The organism is Paenibacillus xylanivorans (assembly GCF_001280595.1).
In the GTDB taxonomy this organism is placed as follows: domain Bacteria; phylum Bacillota; class Bacilli; order Paenibacillales; family Paenibacillaceae; genus Paenibacillus; species Paenibacillus xylanivorans.
In genome coordinates this window covers 1-25,893 of record NZ_LITU01000050.1, presented here as the reverse complement: position 1 = coordinate 25,893, position 25,893 = coordinate 1, and the positions used below count along the sequence as shown (strand labels likewise).

Sequence of the window (25,893 nt, the reverse complement as noted above, 5' to 3'; positions counted from 1 at the left end):
TCTATGGAATTATTTGTGGACGCGTGTGCCGTCCGTGATCAGATCGTTGCTGTCCACGATCACCTCTTGCTCTTCGAAAATCCCCCCGCTTACGGCTGTTGTACTGTCGTTCTCATCCGTAATCTGCACATCCGTGCGAACAGCATAATATGCGTTACCGAGCGGGCCTTGCGTTTCCCTCAGAGCGAATACGTAAGTGCCTCCCTGATCCTTGTGGATGGCTTGATTTGGAACCAGGATCGCGTCGCTGCTCTTTGACTGCGTTATTTTGACATCCACCTGTTCCCCACCTTGAAGGACCGGGTCTTTCAACTCGATCTCCACTTGATCCATTAAACTGGGCATCTTCTCATCCGAAGTGCTTAAAGGGTTGTCCGAAGAACCGGATGACGCATCAATCTTGCTGATCGTGCCGGACAGGGGGATTGGATCCCCTTCCTTAGCAAGAAGAGATACATCCTTCAACGTTTCCCCTACGATCAGCATCGAAGCGATAGGCGTCGGGATCGACAGCGTAAACTTATATCCCTTGGCGGTATTTGAAATCGTGATATCCGGTTTGCCGGTCGAGCTATAACCTTCGATCGCGCCGACTTCCGTAACGATGCCCCGAAACGGCGCTTTGAGCTGTCGGTTGGCTGTTAGATTACCATTCAGATTCTGAATATGCTGCTGCTGGATAGATACGTCCACTTTTGCCGATTCCAGCGCCGCGACAGCAATGATTTTTGCAGCCTCGTCTTCTCCCTGCATCGCTTGGATCACATTGTATTTCAGCTGCTCCATCGACAATTGGAGCTTCTTCAATGCGGACTGTTCGTCAGCAAGCTGCTGTTTGATATCCTTGCCGTCATATTCGATCAGCACTTGATCTTGTTGAACGACATCACCTTTTTTAACTCGCACTTTTGCGACTTTCCATCCGGCCGGATTGGTCAATTCACTCACCTCGCTTGGGGTGACGACCGCACGGCTCTCGTAAGTATGAACTAGCGAACCCTTGCTGGTCGTCGCCGTCATCACCTTGGGTAATGTGAGGGTCTGAAGGGTATTACCCGCAAACGTGAACAGGAGAAGAAGACCTATGAACAGGCCTGCAATCAGCCGGACTTTGCGTTTTCTTGATTGGGAAATCTCAACATCCAATGCCATTCACTCCTAAACTAGCCTTTAATGCCCGATAATTGTATTCCTTCGATAAAGTAGGACTCCGCATACAGGAATAATAAAACCATGGGAGCCATGTACAGGGCCGAAGCGGCAAATCCGATGCCCCTTGCTTCTTTGTTAATCTGGGCAAGGTATAAGGATAGCGGCTGTTTATAGGAATCCTGCAAAAAAATGAGCGGCTGCTCGATCATATTCCAGTAATCGACGAATAACAGAACGATCAGCGCGGCCAGACCCGGTTTTACCAGCGGCAGAATGATCCGCCAGAAGATTACCCATTGTCCCCCACCGTCCATCTTCGCGGCTTCGGAATACGCACCGGGAATATGGGCCATAAATTGCCGCATCATAAAGACGCCAAATGCTCCAAAGATGCCCGGCAGAATGATCGCTGACGCATGATTCATCAGCCCAAGTTTGTCTATGACCATATAGTTCGGAACCAGCGTGACTTGGAACGGCATGAGCATCGTCATCAAATAAACCATGAAAAGCTGATTTCTTCCCGGAAATCTGAGCTTGGCGAAGGCATAAGCCGCTAAAGAAGCGACGACGGCCTGTCCGGCCACGATCGGAATGACCATCATTGCTGAGTTCCAGAACATGCGGAGGAATTCGGTGGACAAAACCATCACCTCGGCATACTGCCCAAATGATATCCAATCCGGGATTAACTTCAGATTGACGAACGAATCTTTGCCGCCTTTCGTAACATCAATCATCTGTCCGAGCAAGTCGTAGTTCCGCCCGATTTCCTGCTCGGTCATGACCGAGTTGCTTATCGTCAGAAAGATTGGTGTAATCATCACAATGGCTGTGATGCCAAGCAGCAGCGTCAGCGCTAGCTTGGTAAAAGGTATCTTGCTCATGTAGTTCATGTTGTTCCTCCCTCCCTGGCTACTCCAAATGCTCTCGGAATCTTCGCTCGATGCTAAGCAGCCCGGTGACCAGAATGACAATGCATCCAACCATCAGCGTGGCGGCAGTCGTCAGCTTCTGAATATCCAGGGAGAAGAACATGTTGTTCATATAATGCTGCATCATGTAGATGCGGTCATATGGATATTCGCCTGCCAGCAGATAAGTCTCCCGAAATACCTTGAAAGAATTAATGATCGAAATGAGGATCACAAAGAACATAGTCGGCGTCAAATAGATCAACGTTATGTGAAATAACTGACGCATTCTTCCCGCCCCCTCGATCTGTGCCGTTTCATAGTAATCTTTCGGAATGGACTGAAGTCCGGCTAAAAATAAAATGATGTTGTAGCCGAGATTTTTCCAGATGTACATGATAACCATGATGCCCATGGACCAATCCGACTGCATCCAGTCGATCCGCTCCTTGTGAAAATAATGTAGCCACGCATTGAGCGTCCCGTTCCAGTCAAAGAGAATTTGCCAGAACATAACGATGGACGCTACCGGCACGACGAGCGGCAGGACGAACGACGTTCTAAGCCAATTTCGCAAATATAGGGATCGATTCAGCAGCATCGCCAGGAGCAGTGACAGCATGATAAGCAGCGGAACGCTTATACCGGTAAACAACAGCGTATTGGCAGATGCTTTATGGAAGGAGCCGCTACTTAGCACTTCCTTGTAGTTATCGAAGCCAACAAACTTTCCGCCAAGCGAGCTATCCGTGAACGATTCATAAATACCCATGATGAACGGGATGATATAAAATATCGCAAAGCCGATCAAGCTCGGAGCCAGGAACCATAGAGCTTTTATCCCGTCCTTGCGTAACCATCCCCTTATTCGTCTTCTATTGTTCATCTAGATACGTCGTTACTTTATTTTGGATGAGCTTTGCGACGTCATCTGCGGATTTCTGTCCGGCAAAGAAAGCCTTGGACTCTTTAACGATCATCTCGTGCACCTTGGCGGACTTGTACTCGACTTGATGATTGGCCCCACCCACTAAGCTCTCGAGCTGATCCAGCTTGGCCTGATCGACTTTGATCTCCATTCCGTGCAACGGCCCTTCCTCATAGGCTTTTACCGTACCTTCATCCTTCAATTGCTGAATATTCTTGGCGAATGCCTTTTTATTGATTGGAAATCCGGCCTTGGTGGAAGACGACTCTATTTCCTCGGACATCAAGAATTTTATGAAATCCCACGCTTCCGCCTTCAAGTTGGAGTTTGAGTTCATGGAAATGCTTTCGTAAGGCCTGAAATAGCCTCCGGCGGTCGTATCCTGAGCATGAGGCTTCATGTAAAATTTCATGTTCTCTCCGTATTCCCTAGAAGATACGAGATAGTCCCACGGAGAGTTGATATGGATTGTTCTGAAATAAGCCTTCGTCCGAGCATCCATACTGACGATTTTAGCGTCATACATAGATTTCACCTGGTTCATCAGACCGGTGAAGGAGGCGGAGTCGAAATTGGCTTTATGGTCCGCTGTATCCACGAATAAGGAATAATTGTCCATTGTGATTTCTGCTAACAGATTTTCGGGTCCCCCGAATACCAGGGCTGAAGGGTACCCCTTGGATGCAGCCAGCTGATTTGCGGTATTTATAAAATCGTTCCATGACCAGGTCTTGTCGTTAATCTGAATCCCGGTTTTATTAATTGCATCCGCATCTCCGACAAATCCTTCCAGAAAGAAAGCAAGAGGCATACTGTAAAGTCCCTTACCGATTCGAGAGTTATCCAGGATATTGCCGAAATAATCTTCTTTTTGGAAAGTCGAATCCTTGTCCATCCATTCACCGAGATCAACCAGCAAATGATGCTTTACGTAGTTATCAGTAGGCAGAATATTCATATATTCTGCCGATTGGAGCAGATCGGGACCTTTACCAGCTAGCATTGCCGTGTTCATATTCTTTACGAACTTTTCCTCATCCGCCTCCGAATGCGCATCGTCGGTGTAGGCCGTCTCCAGCTTGATCTCGATGTTCGGATGAAGCTTTTCATACTTCATCTTAGCTTCTTGAAACCCTTGATTTGGGAAAAACATCGAAAAGACGATAGTCTTCTTGCCGCCTGAGTTCGGATCATTATTCAGAGTCGTGCCCTTCACTGTCCCCCCGTCGTTTTTTTCTGTGGATACCTCGTTGCTGCCTTTCCCCACTGATGATGCTTCCCCAGCGCTGCTGCAAGCGGTTAAAGAAAAAGCTATAAAACAGCTAACCAATAATCCTAACCCGATTTTCTTCATATGACGATTCTCCTCATCGTTTCATTCGTTGAGATATAGATTGATCTTGTTCTGAACTTGTTTCGCGACATTGTCCGCTGATTTCTGTCCGCTGAAGAAAGACTTTGATTCATTGGAAATGATCTCATCAATCTTGGACTGTTTCTCAGTGGAATGAACGGCTCCCGTAATATAGGCGTCCAGTTGGTCCAGCGATGCATTGTCAACCTTGACCGCAGGAAGATCAGCCTCGTGAATCGTTCCTTCGTCTTTAAGCTGCTTCAGCTGTTTTTCGTAGGCAATTCTATTAATTGGAAAACCAGGGCTTTGATCATACACATCGGTATAAGACTGCGCCTCATCCTCTATGAGAAATTTGATAAAATCCCAGGCTTCTTTCTTATGAGGCGAGCTTGTGTTAATCCCGATCATTCCGAAGTTTTTAAAATATCCTCCAGCCCCCACATCTTGCGGATGCGGTTTGGTATACAGCTTGGTATGCTCGGTGAAATTGTTCAACAGATACCCTCGGAGAGAACTGATGGTTTCTTCGTTGAAATAAGCTTTCACATTCCTGGCAGCTTCGCTGCCTCTGCCACCGCCATCTGTAACCATGTCGTAAAGCAAGCCATCATCGAACATCGTTTTGATCTGCTGCATTAACCCGGCAAAGCGCACCGAATCGAAATTGGCTTTCCCGGTTCCTTCTGTGACGAGCTGGTGGTAGTTTTCAGCGACCATCTCGCTCAGCATATAATGCGGTTCGCTAATGAGCACATTCTTGTACTCGCCTTTCTGTGTCAATTGCTTGGCAATATCCGTAAAATCGCTCCATGTCCAACTGCTGTCATCGATCTTGACTCCGCTCTTTCCGAGGGCATCCTCATCGCCAATCAAACCGGCAAGGGAGAAATAAAGCGGCATCCCGTAAAGTCCCCCGCCAATCTTCGAGTTGTCCAAGATGTTGGTGAAATAATCTTTCTTCTGAAGCGATGAATCCTTCTCCATCATGTCGCTTAGATTGACAAGCAGATGACGGCTTACATATTTATCTGCCGGGAGCATATCAAGCTCAATCAGGTCGGGACCTTTGCCGGCCAAGATGGATGTGTTCGAGGAGGTAACGAATTTTTCAATATTTGCATATACCTCATCGAGATCCTTACCCTCAGAGGGTGCAGCCTGCAGCTCAATCTCGATATTGGGATGCAGCTTCTCATACTTCTTCACAGCCGTCTGCATGTGATTGCTCAGATAAAAAGTCGAGAACACGAGCTTCACATGTCCTTTTGAATCCACACTTTCATTCGTATTTCCGTCTTGCGCCGCTGTCGCTCCTTTCATTGCCATTTCGCCTTTGTTTCCCTGAGCTCCACTGCAGGCGGAGAGACAGAGAATTAGACAAATCCATATCCAGCCTATTTTCTTCATCAATGACACACCTTTCTTTACCGTTAACTTCCTTAAGCAGCGTGGGCAGCCATTAGATCATAAGAAAAACGTCTATCGACGTACTTTCTCAGAAGACAGACCTCATTTAGCGGAAGTTTTTCTTGCGAGATAAGGATGTTAAGTCTCTGGAGTTTACACTTTCTTATCTCTTGGAATAGTCTTCAACCCTCCGGGAAGCCCCCTTGTCAACCCTTGTAAAAAGAATTGAAACTATCATCGCTGACTTTTCCAAATATAAAGTAAAGATGTCTCCAAAGCTTCACCTACTTGTAAACAAATTGTCTCCAAAAAAAAGACGGCAGACCGAACGTTATTTCGTTCAGTCCGCCGCAAACAGGGATACTATGAATAAAAAATATATAGGTTTCGGGGTCCCCACAAAGTATCTGGAATAAGTATCGAAGCATAGCTCCACTATGTGAGGTTAGGTTAACTATTCAAACTTTATGATAAATGGCTGACTATACGAGACGGGACTTTGCTCTGAATTCGCTTGTACTCTTGGCGCGGAATATATTTTCTGCCCATTGATCAATAAATTGTCATTGTCCAGGCTCCAAAACATTTCCGAAGGCATGAAGCCTTGATAGACCGATGCCTTGTACAGGACGTCGTTTCCTTGAAGCCTCCCCGCATAAATCGAGATTGAATCGTTGTCTTGCTGGGAGTATGCAATATACTTGCGGTCCTGCGACAATTGAAAGCTAAGAACCTCCTCCAGCAGGACAGAAAGAGCCCTGTTTCGTCGATCGTACTCATACAACGTGCCTTCCGTCCCAAGGAAAACAAACTGATCTTTGTTAAGCCATGCCATCTGATCGCCGCCGGTCTGATGCTCGTATTCGATATTTACGCTGCTTCCATCTACTGTTCCCATGCAGATACTAATGGTCCGTTTATTCTTCACCACAATCAGCACGCTTTGTCCATCGTCAGACATTTTCGCCTCGGAGATGCTGCTAGTGTCTTGCAGGCCCTTCAGGGGATACAGCTTAACTTGCCCAGCGGTAGTGTCATACACTGCCATTTTGACGACAGATCCTGTGTCGACGTCTGTAATGAGATAAGAGATGTATCTGCTGTTATCCGACCAAGTGAGCTTTGTCATGAGCAGCTCTTCACGGGGTTTGATGGTGCCCATGTTGGTTTCCCGTCCATCGGAAAGTGAAATCAACTTCAGTAGCATGCCATCTTGTGTCTTGTTAAAACCAACGATATATTTACCGTTTGGTGATAACTCGATGTTCCGAGGATCAACATTCACGCTTTGCATTTTCACTAGCTGTTCATAAGGGGGCGAGAGCCGCTGCAAACTTTGCGTCAAATGCCTGGTTGCGCCGGGGGCGTCCTGAAAAAGACCGACAACGGATTCGGGATCCGTCCAACCGAGTAATTGACTGTCATTGGTTTCTGATATCGGGAGACGGTATATTCTTTTCACTTGAAATGGCTTGCTGCCCGTATCGACAATATGCTCCTCTTCCGTGCTTGGAATAACAATGGTCTCCGACTGCAGCCCCCCTGCACATCCGGACAAGAGGATAATCAGAACCGTAAACAACACAGGCAATGCCGCAAACCGTTTGTTTAACAACATTATCCCTCCTCCCTGATGTAAGGTATATCCACGTAAACAATGGTCTGTCGGTTCTGACTGACCAGCCGGATGCTGCCTCCATGGTCGTCGACGATCGATTTGGCGATGCTGAGACCCAGACCGACACTGCCTTCCTCCTTGAACTTGGGGCCTGCCGAATAGAACGGTTGAAACAGGTTCTCAAGATGATCTGGTGGAATCGTCTCACCCGGATTGTCAAATATAAAGCGAACGAGTTCGGAGTCCAGCTCGGCCTTGGCTGATATCTTCGATTGGGGAGAGCTGTATTTAATAGCATTATCAAGCAGATTAATAAAAAGCTGACGCAGCCTGTCCGCTTGACCATATACGAACAGATTCTCTTTCGTCTCGCAAACGATGCTTTTTTTATAGCGCTTGGCCCGAAACGACATGGAGTCGCATACGTCACGCAGAATGGTACCGGTGTCTACAATTTCAAATTCATCGCCGGAGTTTCGATGCGAAACCTCCAGCAGCTTGAGGACCATGCTGTGCAGGCGCCTGCTCTCTTCCACGATGTGATTCATCCCTTTATCGAAAAACTGCCGGTCGGCTTCCCCCTTCTCCCTGATCATTTCCGCATAACCAAGGATGGAAGTCAGCGGCGTCTTAAGTTCGTGGGTGACATTGTCGAAAAAACGTTTTTCCTGATCGTTAAGCTCCCGAAGGCGGTCTCGATCCCTTTCGATGGTAGAAATCTGGCTGCTGATCCTATCGATCATATCGTTGAAGTTGACGGCCAACCGGCCGATTTCATCTTTACGCCGTGACTGGATACGCACGTTCAGATTGCCGTTTTTCACTTCTGTCGAGGCTTTTGTCAGCTTCACAAGCGGGATCGTGATGTGCCTGGAAAGGATATAGGAAAACAAAAACGCCGCAGCAAAAATAGCAAAGGCAATATAGAAGATGATGTCCTGAATCCGTCCGCTTTGTTCATAGAGTAAGGTAAAATCTTTGGCAAAACGCAAAATGCCTACCTTCGTACCATCAATGATGACAGGGTACGAGAAAAGGACCGCCCCTTTGTTTCGGTCATAAGTGACGTTATAGGCCGTCTTTCCCTTGATGGCCTGTTTGAGATCGTCATCGGTTCGCCCGGCGAATAGCGACTTGTCGGATGAAAACAGCAAAACGCCATCCACCGTATAGGCGCTGACGCTGCTGTCGGTGGCATGATTTAGATCATTCACCATTTCTTCGGCCATTTGGCCGAAATAGATCTTGTTGTTCGTAAAATGGTTGATTAGAAATGCCTGCCGGACATACACATTGCTGTTGTTTTTAAGACCGACTAAATCGGAGGTGACAATCTTCTGATTGCTTGTCCGGATGATTTCCTTCACGGTCTGGTTGAGCACGAGGAAAGAAAGGGCGAATATCAGGAAGAAACCGACGATGAATTTGGCTTTGATCGTCCGGAACATTTCTATTCCGCCCGCTTCTCGAATTTATAGCCGATTCCGAACACGGTCGTAATCAGATCCCCCGCATCGAGCTTTTTGCGGAGCCTTTGAATATGGGTGTCCACCGTCCGGGTGTCGCCGGCAAAATCATATCCCCATACGAAATCGAGCAGTTCGGAACGCGTGAAAATTTTACCTTTATGGCCGATTAATTTCATGAGCAGATCAAATTCCTTTGGTGTCAGGTCGACATGTTGGCCGCCTTTTTTAACCACCCTCTCCGCCGCCACAATCTCGATGTTTTTGAACCGGATCACCTCTTCGTCCTCCGCTTCCCGTTCAGCTACATTGGCTTGATCCACCCGGCGGAGTATCGTGCGGATCCGCGCGACGACTTCGCGCAGATCAAAGGGCTTCGTGATATAATCATCCGCACCGAATTCAAGCCCGAGCACTTTATCGGTAATGTCTGATTTAGCCGTGATCATCAAGATGGGAATGTTATAGTTCGCCGTCACCTTTTTGCAGATATCCAGCCCGCTTTGGTCAGGCAGCATCCAGTCGAGCAGGAGAAGATCGGGGTTGAAAGATTCCAGTTCATTCAACCCGGCAGCACCGCTTGCTGCAGTATTCGTGTGAAAGCCTTCCATCGTAAGCCCGTATGAAAGCAAATCGGCAATGGGCTCCTCATCTTCGATAATGAGAATTTTCGTTTTGTTCATGAAGATCTCCATTCTTTATTCTTAATCTGGCAGTCGTATCGCTGCACTTATCAACGTATCAAGTACGTTACCTATATAGAATCGATTTTAGCATATACCGGTTATGAAACGTAAGTGATCTGCAGAGAGACCGTTAAGCCTCATTTTTTCCTATTGTGATTCCGGCAGATGCAGGAGCTGCGGCACCGTTACGAACGAATATCCTTCAGCAGTCAATTCGGGAATTATCTGCTGCAGCGCCTCGATGGTATTGGCCAAATGGTTTTTCCCGTTGGCGGTATGCTGCAATATGATTCCTCCGGGCTTTAATTCTTTGTGCACGAGCCTCATGATCTCTTTTGAAGATACGCCTGACCAGTCCATCGTGTCCACCGTCCAATTCACGACCGCCAGATTTTTTTGGTGGATGGCATCCATTTTATCGGTTCCAAGTGCTCCGTATGGCGGCCGAAACAGGATGGGACGAAAACCTGCCGCTTCTTCGAGCGCGTCCTGCGTATCATCCACCTCTTTCATCGCCTCAGCCATCGATATTTGCTCGAAATTCGGATGAGACCAGGAATGGTTGCCTATCGCATGCCCTTCCTGGGCGATCCGGCGTACGATATCGGGATGGGCTTTGGCCCGGTTCCCCAAAATAAAAAAAGTAGCTCTGATGTTGTTTTTCTTCAATATATCAAGGATCTTCGGTGTAACGATACTGTCGGGTCCATCATCGAACGTTAATGCGACTTGTTTTCCATCCTCGGCCGAACCATTGAAATAGACTTTGTTTTGGAATGTCGGCTCCTTCTGCGGTTTGCCCTGTCGATCCTCCGTCATGGAAACAGGTGGCGGCACTTCAGTCAATTCATTCTCAATGGGCTTATGGGGAATATTTTGGGCAAAATATGTTTTCAAACCCTCAACAATCGCCTGGGCCGCCGCTTCCTGACCTTCGCTGCTGAGCAGAAAGGCTTCCTCATCCGGGTTAGTCAGATACCCAACTTCAACGAGCACCGCAGGCATTTGCGATAAAGAGAGCACCTTAAGATGTTCTTCCTTCACGCCGCGATCGGGAAATCCCAACGTTTTTACGACATGATCCTGTATGGATTGAGCCAGTGGAATGCTGTCGTCATGTCGGTACAATGTCTCCGTGCCGGTAATCGTTTGCTCCTTGTAGGTGTTTCCGTGGATTGAAACCAAAGCATCCGCATTCCAATCGTTTGCCATCGCCGCGCGGTCCTCCAATGCAACAAATTCATCATCCGTCCGCGTTAGACGGGGTTCAAACATCGGTTCCTGCTCCAATAGCTGATATACACGCTGTGCCAAAGAAAGGTTAAAGCCCTTTTCGAATTGACCGCTCGCCCCCGTTGCACCAGGGTCTTTGCCGCCATGTCCAGCATCGATGACGATTCGGTACTTTGCATTGCCCAGAGATATATTCGGTACGGACACCGAAGCCGTCGTATCTCCACGTGTCAGAGCCGGCATTAATTTTTCCATCGAAGAGCCGGTATGCCAGATTGCTTTGATTCCCATTAAAATAACGAAGAAGAATAGCAAAATATATATTCCTTTAATAGGCCGTTTACGCTTGCTGCGGTTAATCATAGTTCCTCCTCGTGTATGTTAGTTTCATATATTGATGTGTGGGAACTATGGCTTCGTGCAAGTTCCTGATGAAAAATATAATCTATGAATGTGGCAGCCGTTTCATCGAGATGTCAACAAGTTGTGTCCATGTCTCGTATTTTCAACTCTCAAATAAAAAAAGCCGCAAAAATGCAGCTTCAAGAATTACAAGATAATAGGAACGATTTTAGCGGGGCATGACGGCAGAAGAGGATTTATCTTATCGGGATCTTTATGTCCCTTCATGGAAAGTGCAGCTAACTGAAGTCCGGCAATCTAACCTTCTGTGCGGGATTCAAGCAGTGCGATACTTTGGGATGAAAGGTTTAAACCCATCACTTCGCCTATAAATTCGGCCGCTTCGTTGAAAGTAAAGCGCAAGTCAGGTGTACGCACTTCAGTTAATTGATCCCTGACACGCAATCGTGCCAAGGGGAGAGGGGGATCTTCGCGAGTGACAATGACTAGATTGTAGCAGCCCGCTAAAGCTTAGTGCCCCCTAGTCTTCAGCCATCAACGATCCCAACCCACTCTCTTATTTAAAGCTCTATACATCCATACCAGCAACTCCCATAATTAACATCTGGGAACCAAGGACGATAGCCCCGGTTCGTGGATAATCCCTCGAATTATTCTTCGGGCAGACCAAGCAGTATCCACTTTATTGAGGTATAAAGACTTCCTTCTCTTGGGAGAAAGACATCCTAGAACCGGTTGCTTGTGTATAAAAATTAAAATTATTTTTTTGGAATCACATTCCTCTTTTTATACATATATGGTAAAGTGGAATGTGAAAGTATAAGCGTTTTAACTTTGATAAAGGAGGATTTCATTGTTGTTTGTCAAAGCCATCCCCTATTGCCATTCCAAAAACTAAAAAGGAAGTGTAGCGATGTTGACACGAAGCAAACTTATGGCTTTTAGTCTCTGCATTTGTATGCTGCTCACTTTATTGCCTACATCAGGCTTTGCGGAGACAGAGGCTCAGGTAGAAGCGGAGGTAGAAACTGCGTTGGCAGCTATACCGAGTCCTTGGAAGCAACAAAATATTGGTTCACCCACAACAACGGGCAGTGCATCTTACGATCCGGCTGCTGACCAATTCTCCGTAAGCGGGGCAGGCAAGGACATTTGGGGCAAATCAGATCAGTTCAATTATGTGTATCAGCCCTGGACAGGTGACGGTTCCATTATTGCCCTAGTCTCTTCTCAGACAAATGCACATGATTTCGCGAAGGCAGGCATCATGATAAGGGAAACGCTGAAGGCTGATTCCAAGCATGTCGATTTGCTGTTGACCCCTTCCAATGGGTTCACATTCCAGTACCGCACTGAAACGGGCGGAACCATGCAAAGCGAGAAAATTGCTTCGACGAGCCCGGCCTGGATCAAGCTGGAGCGTAAAGGTAACGTCATCAAAGGATATGTATCCAATAACGGGTTGAACTGGGGCGATTTGGGCAACTTGACTCTAAAGATGAATGCCTCGCTCTATGTAGGATTGGCTGTCACCAGTCATAATGAATCTGAATTAAGCACGGCCACCTTTGACAAGGTGAAAGTAAATGCCACCGGAGATGTATTCCCGCCTACCGAACCAACAAACCTGCAAGCAACCAGTGTAACGGATACAACGGCTAACATCTCCTGGACCGCATCGCTGGATGATATTGGCGTGAAGAGCTATGACGTGTACAAAGATAATGTATTGACGAAAGCGGATGTAACCGCTACTAACTATACTTTTACCGGATTAAAGCCGGATACCACATATAATTTCACGGTCAAGGCCAAAGATGCAGCAGGAAATGTTTCCAATGCCAGCAGCCCACTAACTGTGAAAACGACAAACCAAACCGATACGGAAGCCCCGACTGCCCCGACAGGACTTGCAAGCTCAAGCAAAACATCTTCATCAGTCCAATTGAGCTGGACAGCATCGACAGATAACGTAGGCGTCTATGAGTACGACATTTATAGAGATGGCACACTAGCCGACAGCACGCCTGCGACATCCTTCAATGTGACCGGACTTAAGGCAAATACCACGTACAACTTCACCGTAAAAGCAAGGGATTTAGCGGGAAATATTTCCGCGGCAAGCAAAGCGTTGTCTGTCAAAACAAACCCTGCCTCTTCCGATCCTTATACGCCAGAGGTTGTCGCAAACAACTTGGAAACGCCATGGGCTATTGATTTCGCACCAGATGGACGGATCTTCTTCACGGAACGCAACAGCGGCAGAGTTCGTGTCGTTGAGAATGGGATATTAAAATCAACACCGGTCATTACTTTGGGTGACCCTTTTTACTACATGCCTAAGAGCGAAGGCGGCTTATTGGGGATTGCACTCGATCCTAATTTTACCTCCAACCATTACATGTATATCTACCATTCCTACAAAACATCAGACAACAAAGTAGCCAACAGGGTCGTTCGTCTTAAAGAGAATAACAACAAAGCTACAATAGACAAGGTTCTTATCACTAATCTTCCTGGTGCGGTCTATCACAATGGGGGGCGTCTGAAAATAGGCCCAGACAACAAACTGTATTTCGGTGACGGCAACTACGGAAACAAAGATGATACACTGTCTTACCTCGGGGGAAAAATATTCCGCCTAAATTTGGACGGTACCATTCCAAGCGATAATCCATTTGGTGCTTCCTCTCCGATTTATAGCCGTGGACACCGGAATCCTCAAGGATTAGCATGGCAGCCTGGGACGAATCGTCTCTTTGAATCAGAGCATGGCGAGGCCTCTAAGGACGAAATTAACTTCATTCAACCTGGTAACAATTACGGTTGGCCTAAATATGAGGGCGGAAATCAGAATCAACCAGGCATTACGCCTCCGCTTATTTATGCGAGTGGCACAACCTGGGCGCCTTCTGGCATGACTTTTGTAACCCAAGGGCCGTGGGCAGGAAATCTTCTTGTTACCAATTTAAAAGGCAAACAGATCATCCACATGGTCATTGGAGAGCAGAACGGCAAGCCGACGATCAAAAGTAGTGATCTTAATTATTTGTTTGTAAATAAATACGGCCGCATCCGTGATATTGTTGAAGCGCCAGACGGATCGCTGTATTTCGTCACCAGCAACAATGGCGATAAGAACGGTGATGGCACTCCGGATAAACTTGTTCGATTGGCACCTAACTTCTAGTGGATATGAATAGATGAACAAAAGCTATGCAGCCAGCGCGTACCGATGCTCAATCGGTGCGCGCTGTTTGATGAAGATATTTTTTCACGCTGCTTGATCCAGTTTACGTTTTTGCCGTTGTCCCCGCTTGAGAGGTATCATCATTACAAATAAACAAGATACGTTATTATTGAGAACGGTAGTACCCACTACAATATAGAGTTTTATTGGGATTACTTAGGATTAAAGTCTGTGATTCGAAATTATTGAGCTATCCTGCCCATTAGCCGAGAAGACTGCCGACAAAAGTTGATCGGTATCCTTCTCATGATGGTTGCCCCCAAACGAACAAAAAGCCGTCCCTCAAAATATATTCATACTTTGAGGGGCAGCTTTTCGATACACTGCTGATTATTTAGATAGCTCTTCCTTCACCATAAGCTGACGGGCATATTCATTCAGATCGATAGACTCGCCACTGTTCAGCCGCGACTTTTCAGCTGCGAATGCGATCAGATGGCTCCGGACGGAAGCCGCAGCCGATGTCAGGCTCTCCTGGCCGTTATAGTGACGCACCTCATCCAGAAAATTCCTCACAATGCCGCTGTCTCCCCCACCATGGCCACTGGTTTGAGAAGGGATTGTGATTTCTGTTTTTTGATGTGTCAAAAAGTCGTACACGGTGATTTGATCTTCCTCACCGCGAAGTTCTCCTTTCGTCCCCATGATCTGGATTCTACGTTCCTGCTCAAATGTAAAGCCGCACATACTGAACATGGCCGTAGCTCCGCCTTCAAATTCCATATTCACGACCTGGTGATCTACCACATTATTGTCACTCCGGTATACACACCGGCCGTAATCGGTATCACGCAAACCCTGTATGATATTCGGTTTCGTCAGCTCCTGTGTAAAATGTCCTGCCCAACCCCTGAACTGGTCACTCAAATAAAATCTTGGTGCAGAGTACGCGCAGGTTGGTTCTACAGCACAATCCAAGCATCGGTCAGCGGAACCTTCCGGTGCATTGCCTTCATGAAAATGTTTAAGAGATCCGAACGAACTGACCTTGAGGCAAGGTTGATCCACGAGCCAGGATAATACGTCCATATCATGGCATGACTTGGACAGGATCATCGGGCTGGATGTGTTGGAATTATTCCAATTTCCTCGCACGAAGCTGTGGGCAATATGCCAGTAACCCACATTCTCATTCAACTGAATGGAGACAATTTCTCCGATACGTCCTTCTTGTATCACCTTCTTGATTGTATTCCAGAACGGTGTGTACCGCAGCACATGGCAGATCGTGAGCAGCCGATCATTATCTCTCGCCGCTTGTTCCATCTCAAGACATTCCTTCGGATCAGGTGACATCGGCTTCTCCAGCATAACATGATACTTCTTATCTAAAGCCTGCATGGTTGGGCCATAATGCATTCTGTCCTGTGTACAAATAACCGCAATATCAGCCAGCTTAGGTTCAGCCAACAAGGGCTCCCAAGACTCATAACAGCGTTCCGGCGGAATCCCGTGCTTCTCAGCAAATCTTGCTCTCCTCACTGGATCGGCTTCGGCAACTGCAATGAAGGTAAGCTCATGCGGATAATCAAGTGCATAGGGTGCATAGCCACCCGCTCCTCTCGCACCTGCTCCAATCAGGACTGCTTTCAGTTGACTCATATTTATTCGCTCCTTTATGATCTGAAATCTACTGATGACCTTCTAATCTGCTTGGGTATAACGGTCTGCTGCTGATTGATAGATGGCTACATATCGTTCTACGCCCATCTTTTGAAGAGCTGCCACATACTGATCCCAATTGTCAAAGGATTCATTTCCAGTAATGAATTTGTCACGCATTTCATCTACATACGTTTCAATATCCGTCTGGAAAGTGGTCAGATCCCGCTGCTCTTCCTGTGTGAAATTAAACGGAGGCCAAATTTGATCTTGTGGTAAGATGTGAGACTCTGCTTTTTTCGCATTATCAACCGAAGTTGGCAGACCTTCAGCACCCTTGAAGTATTTCTGCTTCACAAAACCAGGGTAGTATCCACCCGGCCAAATCAGGTATTGACCTACCGCCTGGTCCAGATTAAGGCCATCCGGGTTGTTTTTGATATTGTCGACATAGTCTACGTTGCCGTCTGCGTCTTCTTTATATGTCTCATCTTTCCAGCCCATGAAGAACGTTTTGATGCCCTCATCGCTGTAGAAATAATCCATCCAGCGGATCATGGCCTCTGGATTTTTGGCTTTATCTGTCAGTACGAACATTCCGATATTACCGAGTGGAGAACCATAGGCGTTGTATGTCTGATCGCCATGAGGACCCTTCAATACTGGCATGCCAACATAACCTTTCTGATTGTATATCGCAACCGGATCAACATTATCAACGACTCCGATCAGGCCTTCCATTCCTTTAGCATCTACTTCAGTACTCTTAACAGATACAATGTCCTGCTCAAGTAATCCGTCCTTGTAGAGCTTATTCACGAACTGTAACAGCTCCTTGTAATGGGGATCAGTTGGAATAAAGCGTACTTTATCCGTCTGAGGATCTGTATCAATGTTAATGTTGGAGGTTCCATGATTATTCACCCCAAATGAACCTCTCAGGTAGTTCACCACACCAGCCGTTCCCACACCGCCCCAGGCAAACTCGTCCTTCTGCCCATTGCCGTTCGGGTCCTTTTCTTTAAATGCTTTCAACATATTATAGAAGTCATCTAATGTCTGCGGTTCCTGCAAACCTAATTTATCAAGCCACTCTTGCTTCACCCAAGGTGTTCCGTACAGAACCGACTTAAATTCCGGATCATACAAGGTTGGCAGCCCATATATGTTACCATCCGGCATCGTAATCCCTTTGCCAATAACCGGATACTTCTTCATTAGAGCCTTAAAGTTAGGCGCGTATTGGTCGATCAGATCATTTAGAGGAATGAATGCGCCCTGCTTGCCGTATTTCAGCAGATCCGATCTGGAAAACGCCGAGGCGTAGAACAGCTCCGGGTAAGCGCCGCCTGCCAGCAGGAGATTGCGTTTTTCCTTCAAATTATCCTTCTGCACCGTATCCCACTGGATATGAACATTTGACATCTTCTCATACTCTTTCCAGAGTCTGAGATCGTTCCAGTCCGCATTGGCAAAAAACTTTCCGGCAAATCCGCTCACTTTAATGGTGTCATTTACAATCGGAAATCCACTCGCATTGACCTTGTCATTGGCAGCTCCCTTATCCTTAGTACTTCCCGATGAATCAGCCGCATCCTTGGAACTGCACCCGGCCAGCATCGATACGGACATCATACAAACTAGAGCGATACTCCCCCACTTTTTGAGCGTCATTCTTATTCCTCCCTTTGTCCCATCGATATATCCACACAAGGAATTATCCTTTAATGGCACCAATCATTACGCCTTTAACAAAATATCTTTGCAGGAAAGGATAAAGCATAAGCACCGGTATGTTGGCAACGACGAGTACAGCATATTTGATGCCCTCGACTTCCCTTTGCTGCTTAATCGCAGACTCGGTTGACATTTTGACCATATCGTTCGTCTGGCCTTGAATCAGAATCTCCCGCAAAATGAGTTGAAGTGGAAATTTGTTCTTGTCTGATAGATACAACATTGCGTTAAAGAAGGCGTTCCAGTGCCCAACAGCATAGAACAGAATCGTCACCGCTATAATGGGCATGGATAATGGCAGTATAATCCGGGTTAAAATTTGAATATTGGAGCAGCCATCAATCGTCGCCGCCTCATGCAACTCATTTGGAATCGATTGCTGGAAGAATGTCCGCATAATGATGATGTTCCAGATCGAAACGGCATTCGGAATGATCATGACCCATAATGTGTTTAACATGCCAAGGTTTTTGATTAGCATATAAGTTGGAATTAATCCGCCACTGAAGAACATCGTGAAAACAAACAGGGCCATGATGGCATTGCGGCCTATAAAATCCTTTCGAGATAGCGGATATGCCGCCAGAATCGTCATGACGAGATTAATCAGCGTCCCCACTAACGTATAGATCAGTGTATTGGAATAACCTCTGAGGATATCTTTGTTCTGAAAAATCTTCTCGTAAGAATGGAGATTGATCCCCTTCGGCCATAGGAACATTTCACCACGCAGGACGGCCTGCGGGTCGCTGAACGAAGCACTTAACACAAAAACAAGTGGGTAGATAACAATGAGCGTAATTATAATTAACAAAAAATGGTTAATTACATTAAAAATACGATCTCCTCTAGATTCAACAAGCATGCATCAGCAACTCCCTTACCATAGGCTCGTTTCACTCATACGTTTTGAGATCTGGTTAACAGTGACTAATAAGATGAAATTGATTATGGAGTTAAACAGACCAATCGCCGCTGAGAAGCTGTATTCAGCATCTTGTATCCCGCTCCGGTAGACGTAGGTAGAGATAATGTCCGAGGTTTCTAAATTCAGTGAGTTCTGCATCAGCAGGACCTTCTCGAAACCAATACCCATGATGCTTCCGATATTTAAAATGAACAAAATGATAATTGTCGGCATAATACTCGGTATATTTATATGCCATATCCGCTGCAACCGGGTTGCCCCATCCACACGCGCTGCTTCATGAAGCTGAGAGTCCACGCCGGCTAATGCCGCCAAATAAATAATCGAGCTCCAGCCCATGGTCTGCCATACATCCGACATCACAAACAAGGTCTTGAACCAGGATGGCTCAGACAAGAAATTAATGGGATTACCGCCAAACATACCAATGAAGTGATTAATAATTCCGTATCGCGGCGATAAAAACATCATCATCATGCCTACGACCACGACGGTCGATAGAAAGTGCGGCGCATAGGTTATGGTCTGAACAAATTTTTTAAACTTTTCCGCCCTTACCTCATTCATCAGTAGCGCCAAAATGATAGGGACTGGAAAACCTACCGCCAAGCTGTACAACCCAAGTCCAAGCGTATTTTTAATTAATCTCCAGAAGAAATAACTGTGAAAAAAACGTTCAAAATGTTCAAAACCGACCCAGGGGCTTCCCCAAATCCCCTTCGTTGCAATGAAATCCTTAAATGCGATTTGAATGCCATACATCGGCAAGTACTGAAAGACAATGTAATAAGCGACAACTGGCGAAATTAACAAATAGAGCTGCCAATTCCGTAAAATCAGGTTCCACTTCTGACGTCGTCTCTTCTTTTCATGTACTGCATTCATTGCAGGTTGTACATTTGTATTGGCCATGAACATCCCCCCTGGAAATTGTCACTACAATCCTGCCTGGCAAAATGTCTTTGTGTTAAACCACCAGCGTCATTACGCTGCTCCAAGCAGTTCCCACCTTTCTTCCTTAATTTCTAAGATTTAATTTATAGTACTTATATGTTAGAAGTTGTTACACAAAGTGAGTGAATAGCGTTAATAGATGACTCCATTATCTAATGAAAGGGAATTTTTTTGGATATATATTTGGATATACATTTGGTGCTAGTTTGGAATATATTTTATGTAAATTAGTAGGTGTCAGTTTGGATAATAGGTTATAAGAGTTTTAGAGGATTCTTGTGTATTTTATATAAACACTGATTTATAGGGGAGTGTAAGCGCAATCAATAATTTAATTTATTAGATAATCTTAACTGCTGGCTAGATCCAAATACATAGACAATAAAGCCAAACGCTTAATTTCATACATCATAATATAGCCCACAGACGGTTGTCAAACATTTTTTTGGCTTTATTTGGTTCATTTTTTGGCTAAAAAAAACAAGAAAAACCCACGAGCATGCATTCCTCGTAGGTTTTATATGAAAGTTATCTGGATTTATATGTAATATAATATCACACAACTAACTAGTCATTTGTACGATTTGTACGATTTGTACGATCATAAACTGAGGATTCCCTCACAATAAGGGTACTGGGCAACAAAACTTTATGGAGAGATGAATAACGTCCTTCCAGATAATCGTTAATTAATTGTGCTGCCACTTTGCCGATTTCATATTTTGGAACCTGCACGGACGTCAGAGGTGGTGTCGTATACTGCGCCATAGAAATATTATCCATGCCCACGAAGGCTATATCTTGAGGAATACGGCCATTTTGTTCAACAACTGCCCTCATGGCAGGAATAGCTAGCATATCACTTGCACAAAAGATTGCCGTCGGCCATTCAGACTTGGGCATCTCAGTCAGGAGCTCCGTCAGTCTGCTGTAGCTGAAATTCACATTCCAGTTGGTGTTGATAATCCAATGTTCATTGAGACTCAGATTTGCTTCCAGCATGGCAAATTTATAACCGACATACCTTTCTTCGCTATCTATTTGTTCCGAATATGCGGGGCCTCCGATAAACCCAATACGGGTATGGCCTTGCTCGATCAAATGACGGACTGCTGTGCGGGCAGAAAATATTCGGTCACAGTCAACGACTGGTACAGTTAGCCTTTCGTCATTGAGACTCACACCCAGTACAGTGATATTCTCTTGCTCAAGCATCTCAAACAATTTTTCATCATACCAGCTGATTGCCACTATCCCTTGAGTACCCGTTTCCTGGAGCATCATCTTTATCCGTTCGGTGTCACTAAGTTCTTCGCAAGTGCGGACAATTGCTGGAGGCAGTCCCATTTCCGTCATTTTAACGTGAAAACCTGTCAGTACCTGTGAAAAGTACGGATGATCATCCATCAAAATCTGTGGCACGATACAGGCTATCCGTTTGGCTGAGGTAATCTCTTTACCAATGGATTTGGAGGATTCATCCAAAATGTATCCCAACTCAAGGGCAGCTTCCCTAATTTTCCGCTTTGTCTCTTCATTGACCGGTCGATTGGTATCATTGCTGATCGCGCGCGAAACCGTTGATATGGATACGCCTACACGTTCTGCGATATCTTTTAATTTTGGCATTACAGCACCTCCCCTTGCTCTCTTCATTTGGAGCCAAAATTTATGTTTAGCAATGATCATATCATAATATTGTAATATTTTGGCGTCAATTAAACAAGCCCAGAGCGCTTATGAGGAGCGTCGGAAGGCTTCTGTCTCACCCGGTAAATGGTCAGAGACCATAGCTATTTGGCAGTGCGGTTCTAATGAAGATGCGAATGGCTTGCTTCGAGATTTTTTCCCGAAAGGCACCAATCTCGCTCAAATTGATCTTAGACCACGAAAATGTTTGGGCTGGAGAACCGCTCAGAGAAACTGTCGCAATTGGTTTGACAATCTGTCCGATAAAAAAGCCCCCGGTTTCCCGGAGGCTCATCGAATACTAGTTATTTTACCGCGATCACTTCAATCTCCACAAGTCCGCCCTTCGGCAGCTTCGCAACCTCAACGGCGCTACGAGCCGGATAAGGCTCCGCAAAGAAGGTGGCATAGACTTCATTAACAGTTTGGAAATCGCCCATGTCCTTTAGAAATACCGTCGTTTTCACTACATGCTCCATCGCATAATCTGCCGCTTCCAAAATTGCCTTCACATTAGTTAGCGATTGCTTCGCCTGCTCCGATACAGAATCCGGAAACTCTCCTGCAGCATTCATTCCAAGCTGCCCGGAAGTAATAATCATATTCCCAAATTGTACAGCCTGTGAGTAAGGACCGATAGCACCTGGAGCGTTTGAAGTTGCGATTGTTTTTCTCTCTTGTTTTGTCATAGAAATTCTCTCCCTTTATCCACGCATTAATACGCTTTGTTTTTTTCTGTTTTCACAAGCGAGGGGTGTGATCCCTCCTCTTATAATGATTTAGCTGCTTTTGCATCATCATATTCCTTGAGCATTTCCTGCTGCTGCTCTGGAGTCAGCTTGGTGATTCCAAAGCCTGTGAAGCCCCAGATCGTCGCGAAGATAATACCTGTCCAACATAAGATTGCCCAAGGCAAATATGAAAGGGTTGCGACGCCAAGCGTACCAGCCATATAAGCCCCTGCTGCAGTCCATGGCAGGATTGGTTCGACAATGGAAGCGGAGTCCTCAATTGTCCGGCCCAGGTTCTTCGGATGCAAACCGCGGCGGATATAAGCCTCACGTAACATTTCACCAGGCATCAAGATCGATACCTGACCATTGCTTGTTACACCGATCATTGTCAAACCAGTAGCAATTGTTGCCAGGATCAGCGAGCCCGTCGAGTGCACATACTTGAGGATCTTATCTACAATCAATTCCAGAGACTTCGTCAGCGATATTGCACCCGCAAATGTAATGGCACAGAAACAAATCAACAATGTACCCATCATAGAGTTCATACCACCGCGATTCAGAAGGCGAGGAATATCCGGAATCACAGCAGCTGCATCAAAGCCTTGAATGTGAACCATAGCTACATCGAAGCCGTTAATGACGGAAGTAATTACATCATGCAGTGTAAACCCTTGAAAGATCATACCGTTCGCCATCGCTACAAAAGAGGAGATTAACATAACCGGGATTGTAGGCTTCTTGCGAATCGACCCATACAATACGATCAGTACCGGAAGCAGTAATAGTAAATTCCAGTTGAACACTGTACTTAAAGTATCCATAATCGTAACAACCTTCTCAGGAATAGCCACATCCGAGCCACCGCTATTAAAACCAGTGATCAAGAAGACCGTTCCTGCTACGATAAAGGATGGTACTGTCGTATACAACAAATGACCAATATGTTCATACAAGTTAACTCCTGTTGACAGCGCTGCCAAGTTTGTTGTATCTGATAACGGGGACAGCTTGTCTCCAAAATAGGCTCCTGCTACGACTGCACCTGCAACAGCAGCCAGATTCGCATCAAGGCCAGCTCCTACCCCCATAAATGCTATCCCAATTGTACCTGCCGATCCCCAAGAAGTACCTGTACATAAGGAGACAATGGAAGTGACAATGAATGCCGTAATCAGCAAAAATTGCGGATTAATAATATCAAGTCCGTAATAGATCATCATGGGTATCGTACCGCCGATCATCCAGGCGCCAATCATAAATCCGACAGTAATCAGTATCAAGATAGCCGGCATTGTCTTTGCGATTTTTTGCGCGATGGAACCCATAATGTCATCATAGTTGTAACCCAGCTTGATGGCGATGATTCCGGCAACCACTGTGGATATAATGATTAACGGCTCAGGCGGCAATTCGAATAAAACATATCCTAAACATAACAGCAAAATCATAGTAACAATCGGTAATAAAGCTAATAACAGAGTTGGTTGCTTTACCGTCTTTTCCTTATTTGGCATAGCCATTGTAAGGTTCCCCCTATCGATGATGTAAGAAGTTATCTGTTACTTAAAGGGTAATTGCTGGCCATTCGCTCAAAAGCCTCTTGCAATAGTGCCCTGGGAGCACCAAGATTCAGGCGAATAAAACCTTCACCATCCACGCCAAAGGACGAACCAAAGCTTACGCTAACCCGGCTTTTATGTTGAATCCATTCAATTAAATCGCTTTCGTTTCTGCTAAGGGCAGTACAATCTACCCACAGAAGATAGGTTCCTTCTGCTCTCACGATTTTAAGTTCAGGCATATGCTCAGCAAAAAAATCTTCCGTGAATGATATATTGTCTTTAATATAAGTCCGAAGCTCGTTAAGCCAATCATCACACTCCGTATAAGCAACCTCCAAAGCAGGGATGGAAAAAAAGGTAGGATTATGAATACCAGCCTGTCGTAACCCAAGTTGGAAGCGCTCTCTTAACTGCATATTTGGGATCACAATGTTAGCGATTTCAAGACTTGCTAAGTTAAAGGTTTTACCTGGCGAAGTGCAAATAATGGAACGCTCCGCAATCTGCTCTGATAATTTCGCGATAATCGTATGCTCATGTCCTTCGTGAATAAAATCGGCATGAATGTCATCCGATACGAGCAATGCATCATAACGAATGCAGAGCTCGGCTATACGTTCCAATTCCACCTTTGTCCATACACGCCCAGTCGGATTATGTGGAGAGATTAACAGAACAATCTTGACCCCTGCACTCATTTGGCGCTCCATATCATCAAAGTCGATTTCATATCGTCCATCTCTAAGCAGCAGCCGGCTTTCCACTAGTTTTCTATGATTAATATCAACAGCATTAGCGATAGGTTGATATGCCGGAGTATGCATCAAAATTCGGTCACCAGGTTCTGTGAATCTCTCGATTATAATCGATACTGCCTGTACAATACGCGGGCAGAACACAATCCATTCTTGAGGTACATCCCATCTGTAAGCTTTATCAAGCCAATGTTGTACGACCTTATAATACGGAGGGAACGCATCGGTATATCCGTAGATTCCGTGCCGAGCCATCTCGCTCACCTTATTCACGACTTGAGGAGGCGCTTGTATATCCATATCCGCAACAGAGAGAACGATCATATCATTCCCCAAGCTGTTCACTACCCCGTCCCACTTCGCGCTATTGGTGCCTATTCTGCTAATCACTTGATCAAAGTTATAGCTCATGATCTCACCTTCTTGTTTTCCATCTAGATTTCTGTTTATTTCAGCTTTTGTAAATAGCGATATACCGTAGGTTCAGATATTGATAAAGAAGCTGCTACCTGTGAAACGCCGCCTTTCAGTAAGAAAACTCCAAGCTCGTTTAATTCGCGGACAACTTCAATCTTCTCCTGCGACGACAAACGTTCCGGCGGAATTTTTAATTTGCCAATGACCGAAGATATCATATGTTGCAGCAGATCATCTGCATTTCCCTGCAGGTACTCCGTTGTTTGCTTTTCTTCCTTCGACTTCTCAGCAACAGCAGGCATTACATACGGGTTAGGTCCTCCTTGTAAAATATGTTGAACCCATTCAGCCGCTACTTCCATATGAGTAACGTCAATATTCAGGCAGAGCAGGCCAACCAGCTTATTCTGATCATTCTTTATATAGTAGGTAGACGATCGGAAACTCTGACCGAATTTGCCTGATGCTTTGTAGTTGGCTATATACTGTTCCTCATGATAAGCTTCCGATTTGAGGATTTTTAAGACAAGGTCAGTGGATGCATCACCTACTTCACGGCCACTAATGTATCCGTTCTCAATAAATACAATAGAGTGCTCCGGATCACTGATATCATGCACGACGACTTCACATTTAGGTCCTATAATTGCCGCAATAAATGAAGCAATCGGAAAAAACCTCTCTAAATACTGCCGATTCTCAATCTCCATCACTTTGGTCTCCTTTCTCTTCTTTCAACAATGTATTTTTTATTTTTAGAATAATAAATTATTATCTTGATAAAATAGTATCACAGTTATAAAACGCTTTCAACTTTTTTTTTGTGGATGACCCTCATTTAAATAAAAAAAAAGCCTGCATGATCACTAATGTGATCTGTGCAAGCTTCTCACTCATTTTCTCGAACATTGAGTCGATAACACCACTGAATTACAACGCGTTATTTTTCCCAAAGATCGATCAGTCGACCCTCATAACGTTCCTGTATTCACGATGCCCCACCACCTAAAAGGAGCTCGGAATATTTATGTTGTCATATTACATTTAACTCTCGGTTGTCTATTTAGTATTTCCTTTTTATAAATGCATTAATAAATGGATTATATCTACTTCAGTTATAAAGAACTGCATATCCGCA

The 25,893-nt window shown here is 45.4% G+C and carries 19 protein-coding genes and 1 pseudogene; 2 read left to right on the top strand and 18 right to left on the bottom strand.

Going from position 1 to position 25,893, the window contains the following annotated elements:
• Positions 1-9: 9 nt before the first annotated feature.
• The 9 genes from AMS66_RS07700 to AMS66_RS07655 all read right to left on the bottom strand — a co-directional run bounded on the left by AMS66_RS07700 (position 10) and on the right by AMS66_RS07655 (position 11,124).
• Positions 10-1,146 carry an efflux RND transporter periplasmic adaptor subunit gene (locus AMS66_RS07700; RefSeq protein ID WP_053780235.1) on the bottom strand — a complete coding sequence of 379 codons (1,137 nt, stop codon included), beginning with the start codon at positions 1,144-1,146 and terminating at the stop codon, positions 10-12.
• A gap of 17 nt (positions 1,147-1,163) precedes the next feature.
• On the bottom strand, positions 1,164-2,039 hold the full coding sequence (locus tag AMS66_RS07695) for a carbohydrate ABC transporter permease (RefSeq protein ID WP_053780542.1): 876 nt from the start codon (positions 2,037-2,039) through the stop codon (positions 1,164-1,166).
• A 28-nt stretch (positions 2,040-2,067) separates the two neighbouring features.
• Positions 2,068-2,952 (bottom strand): carbohydrate ABC transporter permease, encoded by an 885-nt coding sequence (locus tag AMS66_RS07690; RefSeq protein WP_144424441.1) that lies wholly within the window; start codon positions 2,950-2,952, stop codon positions 2,068-2,070.
• A complete protein-coding gene (locus tag AMS66_RS07685) occupies positions 2,942-4,348 on the bottom strand; it encodes an ABC transporter substrate-binding protein (RefSeq protein ID WP_053780234.1) in 1,407 nt (468 codons plus the stop codon). The genes AMS66_RS07690 and AMS66_RS07685 overlap by 11 nt, the downstream gene beginning before the upstream one ends.
• Before the next feature lie 21 nt (positions 4,349-4,369).
• The gene (locus AMS66_RS07680; protein ID WP_053780233.1) at positions 4,370-5,677 is read right to left on the bottom strand and encodes an ABC transporter substrate-binding protein; all 1,308 of its coding nucleotides are present in this window, start codon (positions 5,675-5,677) and stop codon (positions 4,370-4,372) included.
• A gap of 535 nt (positions 5,678-6,212) precedes the next feature.
• On the bottom strand, positions 6,213-7,376 hold the full coding sequence (locus AMS66_RS07670; RefSeq protein ID WP_053780231.1) for a hypothetical protein: 1,164 nt from the start codon (positions 7,374-7,376) through the stop codon (positions 6,213-6,215).
• Complete coding sequence (locus AMS66_RS07665; RefSeq protein ID WP_053780230.1) at positions 7,376-8,824, bottom strand: HAMP domain-containing sensor histidine kinase; 1,449 nt, start codon at positions 8,822-8,824, stop codon at positions 7,376-7,378. The genes AMS66_RS07670 and AMS66_RS07665 overlap by 1 nt, the downstream gene beginning before the upstream one ends.
• Before the next feature lie 2 nt (positions 8,825-8,826).
• A complete protein-coding gene (locus tag AMS66_RS07660; RefSeq protein ID WP_053780229.1) occupies positions 8,827-9,525 on the bottom strand; it encodes a response regulator transcription factor in 699 nt (232 codons plus the stop codon).
• A 150-nt stretch (positions 9,526-9,675) separates the two neighbouring features.
• Positions 9,676-11,124, bottom strand: coding sequence for an N-acetylmuramoyl-L-alanine amidase (locus AMS66_RS07655; RefSeq protein WP_053780228.1), 1,449 nt, complete (start codon positions 11,122-11,124; stop codon positions 9,676-9,678).
• Positions 11,125-12,037: 913 nt separating this feature from the next.
• Between AMS66_RS07655 and AMS66_RS07650 the strand changes: the two genes are divergently transcribed.
• Positions 12,038-14,314 (top strand): PQQ-dependent sugar dehydrogenase, encoded by a 2,277-nt coding sequence (locus AMS66_RS07650; RefSeq protein WP_053780227.1) that lies wholly within the window; start codon positions 12,038-12,040, stop codon positions 14,312-14,314.
• Between the two features lie 390 nt (positions 14,315-14,704).
• On the opposite strand, the gene AMS66_RS07645 is transcribed toward AMS66_RS07650, so the two are convergent.
• The 5 genes from AMS66_RS07645 to AMS66_RS07625 all read right to left on the bottom strand — a co-directional run bounded on the left by AMS66_RS07645 (position 14,705) and on the right by AMS66_RS07625 (position 21,224).
• Positions 14,705-15,976 (bottom strand): Gfo/Idh/MocA family protein, encoded by a 1,272-nt coding sequence (locus tag AMS66_RS07645; protein WP_053780226.1) that lies wholly within the window; start codon positions 15,974-15,976, stop codon positions 14,705-14,707.
• Positions 15,977-16,018: 42 nt separating this feature from the next.
• A complete protein-coding gene (locus tag AMS66_RS07640) occupies positions 16,019-17,650 on the bottom strand; it encodes a type 2 periplasmic-binding domain-containing protein (RefSeq protein ID WP_053780225.1) in 1,632 nt (543 codons plus the stop codon).
• Between the two features lie 43 nt (positions 17,651-17,693).
• Complete coding sequence (locus AMS66_RS07635) at positions 17,694-18,578, bottom strand: carbohydrate ABC transporter permease (RefSeq protein WP_053780224.1); 885 nt, start codon at positions 18,576-18,578, stop codon at positions 17,694-17,696.
• 15 nt (positions 18,579-18,593) lie between these two features.
• Complete coding sequence (locus tag AMS66_RS07630; RefSeq protein ID WP_053780223.1) at positions 18,594-19,553, bottom strand: ABC transporter permease; 960 nt, start codon at positions 19,551-19,553, stop codon at positions 18,594-18,596.
• Positions 19,554-20,162: 609 nt separating this feature from the next.
• Entirely contained in the window at positions 20,163-21,224 is a 1,062-nt protein-coding gene (locus AMS66_RS07625) for a LacI family DNA-binding transcriptional regulator (RefSeq protein ID WP_053780222.1), read from the bottom strand.
• Positions 21,225-21,393: 169 nt separating this feature from the next.
• On the opposite strand from AMS66_RS07625, the pseudogene AMS66_RS33560 reads away from it, so the two are divergent.
• Positions 21,394-21,507: pseudogene (locus AMS66_RS33560) on the top strand (IS30 family transposase); the annotation flags it as partial.
• Between the two features lie 82 nt (positions 21,508-21,589).
• Here the strand turns inward: AMS66_RS33560 and AMS66_RS07615 are convergent.
• The 4 genes from AMS66_RS07615 to AMS66_RS07600 all read right to left on the bottom strand — a co-directional run bounded on the left by AMS66_RS07615 (position 21,590) and on the right by AMS66_RS07600 (position 25,465).
• Positions 21,590-21,973, bottom strand: coding sequence for a RidA family protein (locus AMS66_RS07615; protein ID WP_053780220.1), 384 nt, complete (start codon positions 21,971-21,973; stop codon positions 21,590-21,592).
• 80 nt (positions 21,974-22,053) lie between these two features.
• Positions 22,054-23,541, bottom strand: a complete 1,488-nt coding sequence (gene nhaC, locus AMS66_RS07610; RefSeq protein ID WP_144424440.1) for a Na+/H+ antiporter NhaC — start codon at positions 23,539-23,541, stop codon at positions 22,054-22,056.
• Between the two features lie 32 nt (positions 23,542-23,573).
• The gene (locus AMS66_RS07605) at positions 23,574-24,749 is read right to left on the bottom strand and encodes a MalY/PatB family protein (protein ID WP_053780219.1); all 1,176 of its coding nucleotides are present in this window, start codon (positions 24,747-24,749) and stop codon (positions 23,574-23,576) included.
• Between the two features lie 35 nt (positions 24,750-24,784).
• The gene (locus AMS66_RS07600) at positions 24,785-25,465 is read right to left on the bottom strand and encodes a helix-turn-helix transcriptional regulator (RefSeq protein ID WP_053780218.1); all 681 of its coding nucleotides are present in this window, start codon (positions 25,463-25,465) and stop codon (positions 24,785-24,787) included.
• Positions 25,466-25,893: the final 428 nt, after the last annotated feature.

Excerpts from the sequence above, each read along its gene's own strand:
- AMS66_RS07695 (WP_053780542.1), bottom strand. The coding sequence starts at position 2,039 with ATGAGCAAGATACCTTTTACCAAGCTAGCGCTGACGCTGCTGCTTGGC.
- AMS66_RS07690 (WP_144424441.1), bottom strand. The coding sequence starts at position 2,952 with ATGAACAATAGAAGACGAATAAGGGGATGGTTACGCAAGGACGGGATA.
- AMS66_RS07685 (WP_053780234.1), bottom strand. The coding sequence starts at position 4,348 with ATGAAGAAAATCGGGTTAGGATTATTGGTTAGCTGTTTTATAGCTTTT.
- AMS66_RS07680 (WP_053780233.1), bottom strand. The coding sequence starts at position 5,677 with ATGGCAATGAAAGGAGCGACAGCGGCGCAAGACGGAAATACGAATGAA.
- AMS66_RS07670 (WP_053780231.1), bottom strand. The coding sequence starts at position 7,376 with ATGTTGTTAAACAAACGGTTTGCGGCATTGCCTGTGTTGTTTACGGTT.
- AMS66_RS07665 (WP_053780230.1), bottom strand. The coding sequence starts at position 8,824 with ATGTTCCGGACGATCAAAGCCAAATTCATCGTCGGTTTCTTCCTGATA.
- AMS66_RS07660 (WP_053780229.1), bottom strand. The coding sequence starts at position 9,525 with ATGAACAAAACGAAAATTCTCATTATCGAAGATGAGGAGCCCATTGCC.
- AMS66_RS07655 (WP_053780228.1), bottom strand. The coding sequence starts at position 11,124 with ATGATTAACCGCAGCAAGCGTAAACGGCCTATTAAAGGAATATATATT.
- AMS66_RS07650 (WP_053780227.1), top strand. The coding sequence starts at position 12,038 with ATGTTGACACGAAGCAAACTTATGGCTTTTAGTCTCTGCATTTGTATG.
- AMS66_RS07645 (WP_053780226.1), bottom strand. The coding sequence starts at position 15,976 with ATGAGTCAACTGAAAGCAGTCCTGATTGGAGCAGGTGCGAGAGGAGCG.
- AMS66_RS07640 (WP_053780225.1), bottom strand. The coding sequence starts at position 17,650 with ATGACGCTCAAAAAGTGGGGGAGTATCGCTCTAGTTTGTATGATGTCC.
- AMS66_RS07635 (WP_053780224.1), bottom strand. The coding sequence starts at position 18,578 with ATGCTTGTTGAATCTAGAGGAGATCGTATTTTTAATGTAATTAACCAT.
- AMS66_RS07630 (WP_053780223.1), bottom strand. The coding sequence starts at position 19,553 with ATGGCCAATACAAATGTACAACCTGCAATGAATGCAGTACATGAAAAG.
- AMS66_RS07625 (WP_053780222.1), bottom strand. The coding sequence starts at position 21,224 with ATGCCAAAATTAAAAGATATCGCAGAACGTGTAGGCGTATCCATATCA.
- AMS66_RS07615 (WP_053780220.1), bottom strand. The coding sequence starts at position 21,973 with ATGACAAAACAAGAGAGAAAAACAATCGCAACTTCAAACGCTCCAGGT.
- nhaC (WP_144424440.1), bottom strand. The coding sequence starts at position 23,541 with ATGGCTATGCCAAATAAGGAAAAGACGGTAAAGCAACCAACTCTGTTA.
- AMS66_RS07605 (WP_053780219.1), bottom strand. The coding sequence starts at position 24,749 with ATGAGCTATAACTTTGATCAAGTGATTAGCAGAATAGGCACCAATAGC.
- AMS66_RS07600 (WP_053780218.1), bottom strand. The coding sequence starts at position 25,465 with ATGGAGATTGAGAATCGGCAGTATTTAGAGAGGTTTTTTCCGATTGCT.